Annotated in this window: 6 protein-coding genes; all 6 read left to right on the plus strand. The window is 48.5% G+C overall.

Annotated elements, in window-relative coordinates:
• The first annotated feature begins 134 nt into the window (after positions 1-134).
• Positions 135-1,064, plus strand: coding sequence for a cysteine synthase CysM (gene cysM, locus FTT68_RS05140; protein WP_005180080.1), 930 nt, complete (start codon positions 135-137; stop codon positions 1,062-1,064).
• A gap of 26 nt (positions 1,065-1,090) precedes the next feature.
• Complete coding sequence (locus FTT68_RS05145) at positions 1,091-1,912, plus strand: 3'-5' exonuclease (protein WP_016658616.1); 822 nt, start codon at positions 1,091-1,093, stop codon at positions 1,910-1,912.
• A 6-nt stretch (positions 1,913-1,918) separates the two neighbouring features.
• Positions 1,919-3,310 (plus strand): 23S rRNA (uracil(1939)-C(5))-methyltransferase RlmD, encoded by a 1,392-nt coding sequence (rlmD, locus tag FTT68_RS05150; RefSeq protein ID WP_005180076.1) that lies wholly within the window; start codon positions 1,919-1,921, stop codon positions 3,308-3,310.
• A 31-nt stretch (positions 3,311-3,341) separates the two neighbouring features.
• Positions 3,342-5,648 carry a bifunctional (p)ppGpp synthetase/guanosine-3',5'-bis(diphosphate) 3'-pyrophosphohydrolase gene (locus FTT68_RS05155; RefSeq protein WP_045796610.1) on the plus strand — a complete coding sequence of 769 codons (2,307 nt, stop codon included), beginning with the start codon at positions 3,342-3,344 and terminating at the stop codon, positions 5,646-5,648.
• Positions 5,649-5,723: 75 nt separating this feature from the next.
• Positions 5,724-6,368, plus strand: a complete 645-nt coding sequence (locus FTT68_RS05160; RefSeq protein WP_034597905.1) for a 4'-phosphopantetheinyl transferase superfamily protein — start codon at positions 5,724-5,726, stop codon at positions 6,366-6,368.
• 92 nt (positions 6,369-6,460) lie between these two features.
• A partial coding sequence (locus tag FTT68_RS05165) for a transposase domain-containing protein (protein WP_180175233.1) occupies positions 6,461-7,016 on the plus strand: 556 nt, incomplete at its 3' end.

Genomic DNA, 7,016 nt, shown 5'->3' on the forward strand with positions numbered 1-7,016 from the left:
TCTGCCGAGCAGTTTAGCACGCTTTATTTTAAAACTGACTGTGCTTTAAGCACTTTCACGAAAAAGCTGGTGAAAAGAGTGCAGGCGGGTGGTTTTTTTCATACAATATGCGCACCTAGAGAAAGGTGCAAATAATGAGTAATACCACCCCTGATTTCCAAGCCGATGAATTTCTATTAGATCATTATGTGGGCAAAACGCCATTGGTACGCTTGCAGCGTCTTGCAAGTCATACCCAAGCCACGGTGTTGGCCAAATTGGAAGGCAACAATCCGGCAGGTTCAGTCAAAGACCGCCCAGCGTATAACATGATTATGCAGGCGGAAAAGCGCGGTCAGATCAAACCGGGTGATACCTTGATTGAAGCCACCAGCGGAAATACGGGGATTGCACTGGCCATGGTGGCTGCCATGCGTGGTTATCAGATGAAGCTGATCATGCCGAACAACATGAGTCAGGAACGTAAAGATGCCATGCGTGCCTATGGTGCCGAACTGATTGAAGTGACCAAAGAACAGGGCATGGAAGGAGCGCGTGATCTGGCCCTGCAAATGCAGGCCGAAGGCAAAGGTCTGGTACTGAACCAGTTTGGTAATCCGGACAATGTCGAAGCGCATTACCTGACCACCGGACCGGAAATCTGGCAGCAAACTGGCGGTAAAATTACCCACTTTGTCAGCTCGATGGGGACCACCGGCACCATTATGGGGGTATCCAAATACCTGAAAGAAATGAATCCGGATATTCAGATTGTTGGGTTACAGCCTTCAGATGGTTCCAGCATTGCCGGTATTCGCCGCTGGCCAGAAGAATATTTACCGACCATTTTTGACCGCAGTCGTGTCGACCGGATTATTGATATTCCGCAAATTGAAGCCGAGCGGACCATGCGTAAACTGGCACAAAAAGAAGGTATCAGTGCCGGGACGTCATCGGGTGGTGCGGTCTGGGCTTCACTGAAACTGGCAGAAGAAAACCCGGATGCGGTGATTGTCTGCATTATCTGCGACCGGGGTGACCGTTATTTATCGACCGGTTTATTTTCCGTTCAAGATCCTGAATAAACCGCCGTCAAGCTGTAGAGAAAATTATGCGTCTACCTGTGTTGGTATTTGATATTGAAACATGGACCGACCTGAAGTCGGGGGCGCATCTGTATGGTCTGGATTTGCCTGAGGCAGATCTGGAGCAGGCGCTGATGAAGCTGCGCCGTCAGGAATCGGGCATGGATTTTCAGCGTTTGCCGCTGCATGAAATTGTCTGTATTTCCGGTCTGTGGATTGATGAAACCGGCCTGATGACCCTGTTTTCTTTTAGCCGGGAACAGTATACCGAAGCCGAAATCCTGAAAAAATTTCTGTCGATTTTTGACAAGCGTCATCCGACTCTGGTGAGCTGGAACGGTTCGCAGTTTGATTTGCCGGTGATTTTATATCGTGCCATGTATCATGGCCTGTCTGCGCCAAGTCTGTTTGATCAGGGCGAAATTGACACGCAAAAGCGCTATAATAACTACCAGAACCGCTATCATCAGCGGCATATTGACTTGATGGATGTGATGGCCATGTTTAATGGCCGGAATTTCCAGAAACTGGATGATATGGCGCATCTGCTCGGTTTTCCGGGTAAACGCGGTGAAGCCGGTTATCATGTGCCGGAATATATCCGCGCCGGTGAATGGCTCAAACTCACCAGCTATTGTGAAGGTGATGTGCTGAATACCTGGCTGATCTATCTGCGCTGGCTCTTGCTGAAAGGGCAGTTGCAGCTGGATGATCATCGCCTGTGGGTTCAGACCACCATCCAGTATTTATCCAGCCTGCCACAGCATGGCGAGTTCCTTGCAGCCTGGCGCCAGAATGCACAAGCCACAGACTTTACTGCTGCAGACTTCCCATCTTCCACACTTTAGGTGCTCATGAAACATCGTCCATCCGCTCGTCCAGCTCAACCCCTGATCCATACCTTTCAGGTTGAGTCGCTGTCCCATGAAGGGCGCGGGATTGCACACTATGGTTCACAGCCTGAACATCCGCAGGATAAACACGGCAAGAAGGTGTTTATTCAGGGTGCCTTGCCGGGTGAAACAGTCAAAGCACGGATTCATCATGTCACCAAACGGTTAGAAGAAGCCGACTGTATCGAACTGTTATCTGCACCTGCCGAGATGCGGGTCGAGCCGCCGTGTCCGTATTTTGGTGTCTGTGGCGGCTGCAATATGCAGCATATCCAGCTGGATGAGCAGATTCGTTTAAAACAGGATGTACTCAAGTCGCACCTGCAGCATTTTGCCGGCATTCAACCGGATGAATGGCTGACACCGTTACGTTCAACCCGGGAGGATTATCGCCGCCGTGCCCGGATCGGGGTGCGTTATTTCCCGAATAAAGACAAACTGGTGGTCGGTTTCCGGGAACGCCAGAGCAACCGGCTGACCTCAATTGACCGCTGTCTGATTCTGGACCGTGAACTCGGTTCAATCACCCGCTTGAAACAACTACTCCAAAGTCTAAAAGGCAAAGCCGACATTGGTCATGTAGAATTGGCAATGGGTGACACGGAAATTGCCCTGTTGGTCCGGCATACGGAAAAATTATCTGAGTCAGATGTCAACCAACTGCTCAAATTTGCGTTACAGAAACAATGGCAACTGTATCTGCAGCCTGCGGGACCAGACAGTGTGCAACGTGTAGATCAACCTGATCAGGCCATGCGTCTGCATTATGCACTGCCGGAATTTGAGCTGAAATTTGCTTTCCATCCGCTAGATTTTACCCAGGTAAATTCCACCGTGAATCCGCAAATGGTCAAGCTGGCATGTGATTTGCTTCAGTTGCAGGCAGGTGAGCGTGTGCTGGATCTGTTTTGTGGATTAGGCAATTTCTCTTTACCTTTGGCGCGCTGTGTCGGCGAAAGTGGTACGGTGGTTGGCGTGGAAGGTTCAGATGAAATGGTGCATCGTGGTGCGGAAAATGCCCAGCTGAACGGGTTAACTCAGGTGAAATTCTTTTCACAAGATTTAACAAAAGATTTTTCGCATCATTCTTGGGCAAATCAAGGATTTGATGCATTATTGATTGACCCTCCGCGCTCCGGTGCCGAGGAAGTCATGCATTATGTGCCCAAATTTGGTGCGGCAAGAATCGTTTATGTGTCATGTAATCCGGCTACACTTGCAAGGGATGCGGGGATGCTGGTGCAACAGGGCTATCGTTTAAGCAAAGCCGGGGTGATGGATATGTTTAGCCATACCGGTCATGTAGAATCGATTGCCTTATTTGAGCAAGAAAAATCAATAAACGATTTATAGAAAATGAAGTATATAGAGGTAGGAGTAGGGTATGGTCACAGTACGTGAACAACTTCCTGGACGATTAAACGAATTGTCTGAGGAAACGACTGTAGAACATGCCGAGCAAGCACGACAGGATCTGGCAGAATGGCTGGACCGGGTTCGTGACATCTTAGATGGGGCAGCATTAGCAAAACTCGAAGAAGTTGCCACCTATACGTTACAAAAAGAGCTGGAAACGACAGTCAAGCACCGGTCCAATACCTTGTATACCGGAATTGAAATGGCCGATATTCTGGCGCATTTGCATGTCGATGAAGATACTTTGTCGGCTGCCATGCTGTACCGCAGTGTGCGTGAAGGGGTGATGACCCTGGAAGAAGTGCGTGAGCATTTCGGTGACAGCGTACATACCCTGGTCAAAGGCACCCTGTCGATGGGTAAGCTGTCCGAGCTGATTGAAAAGAATAAACGGCTGGAAGATCACTTCAATAACAACCAGCGCGAGCATCTGACCGGTATCTACAAAATGCTGATTTCGGTCACTGAAGATGTGCGTGTGGTGCTGATCAAGCTGGCTGAACGTACTTATGCCTTACGTGAACTGACCACAGCGTCCAAAGAGCGTCAGGAGCGGGTGGCGCGTGAAATTCTGACCATTTACTCGCCGCTGGCGCACCGTCTGGGCATTGCCCAGTTAAAATGGGAGCTGGAAGATCTGGCTTTTCGTTATCTGGCGCCGGACCGTTATAAAGAAATTGCGTCTTTACTGAATGAAAAGCGGCTAGAACGTGAGCAATATATCCAGTTTGTGATTGATAAGCTCAAGAGTGAACTGGCGGCGCATGGCATTGAGTCGGAAATTACCGGCCGGGTCAAACACATTTATTCGATTTATCGAAAAATGAAGAGCAAAGACCTGAGCTTCGACCAGCTCTATGACATTCGTGCAGTGCGGGTACTGGTCAAAACCATTCCGGAATGTTATCACTCGCTCGGTATCGTACATCAGCTGTGGCGGCATATTCCGCATCAGTTTGATGACTACATTACCAATCCGAAAGCCAATGGTTATCGCTCGCTGCATACTGCAGTGATTGCTGAAAACAAGTCGCTGGAAGTGCAAATCCGTACCATGGAAATGCATGAAGAAGCAGAACTTGGCGTGTGTTCGCACTTTAACTATAAAGAAGGCAGCAAAACCACCGATCATTCCTTCAATCATCGTTTGCATTCTTTGCGTGCGGTGCTGGAACATTATCAGGAACGTAATGATGCCAGTGCGCATAAGTCCGATGATGAAACTGAAAACTTCGAGCAGCTGCAAGAGTTTGAAGATTTTGAAAAGATTTATGTGTTTAGCCGCGATGGGGATATTAAAGAATTACCGCGTGGCTCGACCGTGCTGGACTTTGCCTACCATGTACATACCGAAGTCGGTAACAAGTGTTATGCCGCGCGGGTCAATCAGCGTTATGTGCCGCTGACCTATACCTTAAAAACCGGTGAACAGGTCGAAATTCTGACCAAGAAAGACCGTGAACCAAACCGTGACTGGCTGGTGAACTCACTTGGTTATATCAAGACTGCGCGGGCGCGTGACAAGTTACGCCACTGGTTCAGACAGCAGGACCGCAGCAAGAATCTGGAAATTGGCCGTGATATTCTGAATAAGGAATTGTCGCGTCTGGCGATTCACCCGAAAAGTATCGACTTGAATGATTACTGCAATCACTTTAATGTCAAACTCGGTGAAGACATTCTGATTGGTCTGGTCAATGGTGAAATCAGCCTGCATGCGCTGATTAACCAGGTTAACCGGCATATGCATCTGGATCAGGATGAACCGGAACTGGTATTAAAACCGACCCTGAATCCGCGTGCCAGCCATACCTTGTCGGCGCATGGCATTCTGATTGATGGTTTGGATAACGTCGAGCTGCATATTGCCCAGTGCTGCCAGCCGGTACATGGTGAATCCATTGCTGGTTATATTACCCTGAATCGCGGCGTCAGCATTCATAAGGTGGCCTGTCCGGATTATGTCCGCATGATCAGCCAGGAGCCAGAACGTGCGGTCGAAGCGGACTGGGAAATGCAGCCAACCCGTGGTCAAAGCGTACAGATTGTGGTGGAAGCCTATGATCGCCGTGGTCTGCTGAAAGACCTGACCCAGGTGATTTTCTCCGATCAGATTAATATTCGTCAGGTGAATACCATTTCCGAAAATGATGGTATTGCCAATATGAAGCTGTTGATTGAAGTCAAAGGGCTGGCGCAACTGTCGCGTCTGCTGGCACGTTTGGAACAGCAGCCGGGGATTATCAGCGCACGTCGTTTGGTACAGGGCAATTAAACTTTCTTTCTTATCTTTGAAAAAACCAGTGATCTTGATCGCTGGTTTTTGTTTATGCATGGAATGCGTGCACATATGAGCGCACAGATCATTTTAGAATTGGCCCGTCTGGCACAGATTGCACCGCAGCAGCCGGCGCTGGAGCGTAAAGCGTACATCCAGCAGCAGAAGCAGGCCATTTATGCTTTTCGTAACCAGCGCCTATCGGCCTATTTAAACGCGCCAATCTGCTCGGAAGATTTTGACCGTACTGCGTATGGCAAGCCGTTTTTGCCTGCGTATCCGCAGCTGGCCCTGAATCATAGTCACAGCCGTCAGCACTATGCACTGGCCTATAGCGAGCAGCTTCAAGATGTTGGGGTTGATGTTGAAGATCTGGATCGCAAGGTGCGCTTTGAGAGTCTGGCCAGGCACATGTTTCATCCGGCTGAATGGGAATTGTGGCAGGCTTATGGCCAGGAGACAGATTACTGGTTTAAGGTCTGGACCACCAAGGAGGCTGTTCTGAAAGCGTCAGGGCTGGGTATTCGCATGAGCCTGAACCAGCTGAATAGCGGGGTTCATCCGCATCAGCAGGGTGGATTCTGCCATCATGAGGGCTTGGGTACGTTTGCCTATCAGCATCTGAAGATTGGTGGCTGTATGCTGACCGTAGCCTGGCGTTCTGAACGTTCCTGCAAGGGATTTCAGTTTCCCAAGCTGCAACTGATCCGCCATTAAAAAAGCCCATCCGGAGATGTAATGCCAGTCAGTTAAGCAAATATTAGAAAAATGTAGTAAAAATGAGTGTATGTAAATACGCTCATTTTTTTATGTCTTTATCTGAACATTTAGAATCCACTCTTGAACATGCTCTCCCATCACTTAGCCATTTTTGTGAACTTATTGACTTAAATTGGATTGAAACATCTCTGCATCAAACAGGTAAGGCATCGATCAGAAGGAGAAAATTACCTGCTGAGCACGTGGTTTGGCTTGTTCTTGGGCTTGCCTTGTTTCGCAATCAACCCATCAGCTATGTGGTAGAACAATTAAAACTCGTGTTTGGTACAACAGATTATTGTGTTCCTAGTGCAGCTGTCCAAGCTCGACAACGTTTAGGTCGAGAACCCTTAGCTGCCTTATTCTCCTTAATCAGCCAAGCATGGTTTGATGAATCACAACAACAATATTCAACCTTTCAAGGTCTTAGTGTATGTGCTGTTGACGGGGTGGTTTGGTCTATGCCACTGACCAAGGAAAATTTTAATCATTTTGGCTCATCTAAAGGTAAAACTGCTGTAGCACCTTACCCACAAGTTAGAGCCACGTGTCTAGTGAATACCAATACTCATGAAATCATAGATGCCCAAATAGGCAGTATGGATC

The organism is Acinetobacter sp. Q85-2, assembly GCF_013420555.1.
Classification (GTDB): domain Bacteria; phylum Pseudomonadota; class Gammaproteobacteria; order Pseudomonadales; family Moraxellaceae; genus Acinetobacter; species Acinetobacter indicus.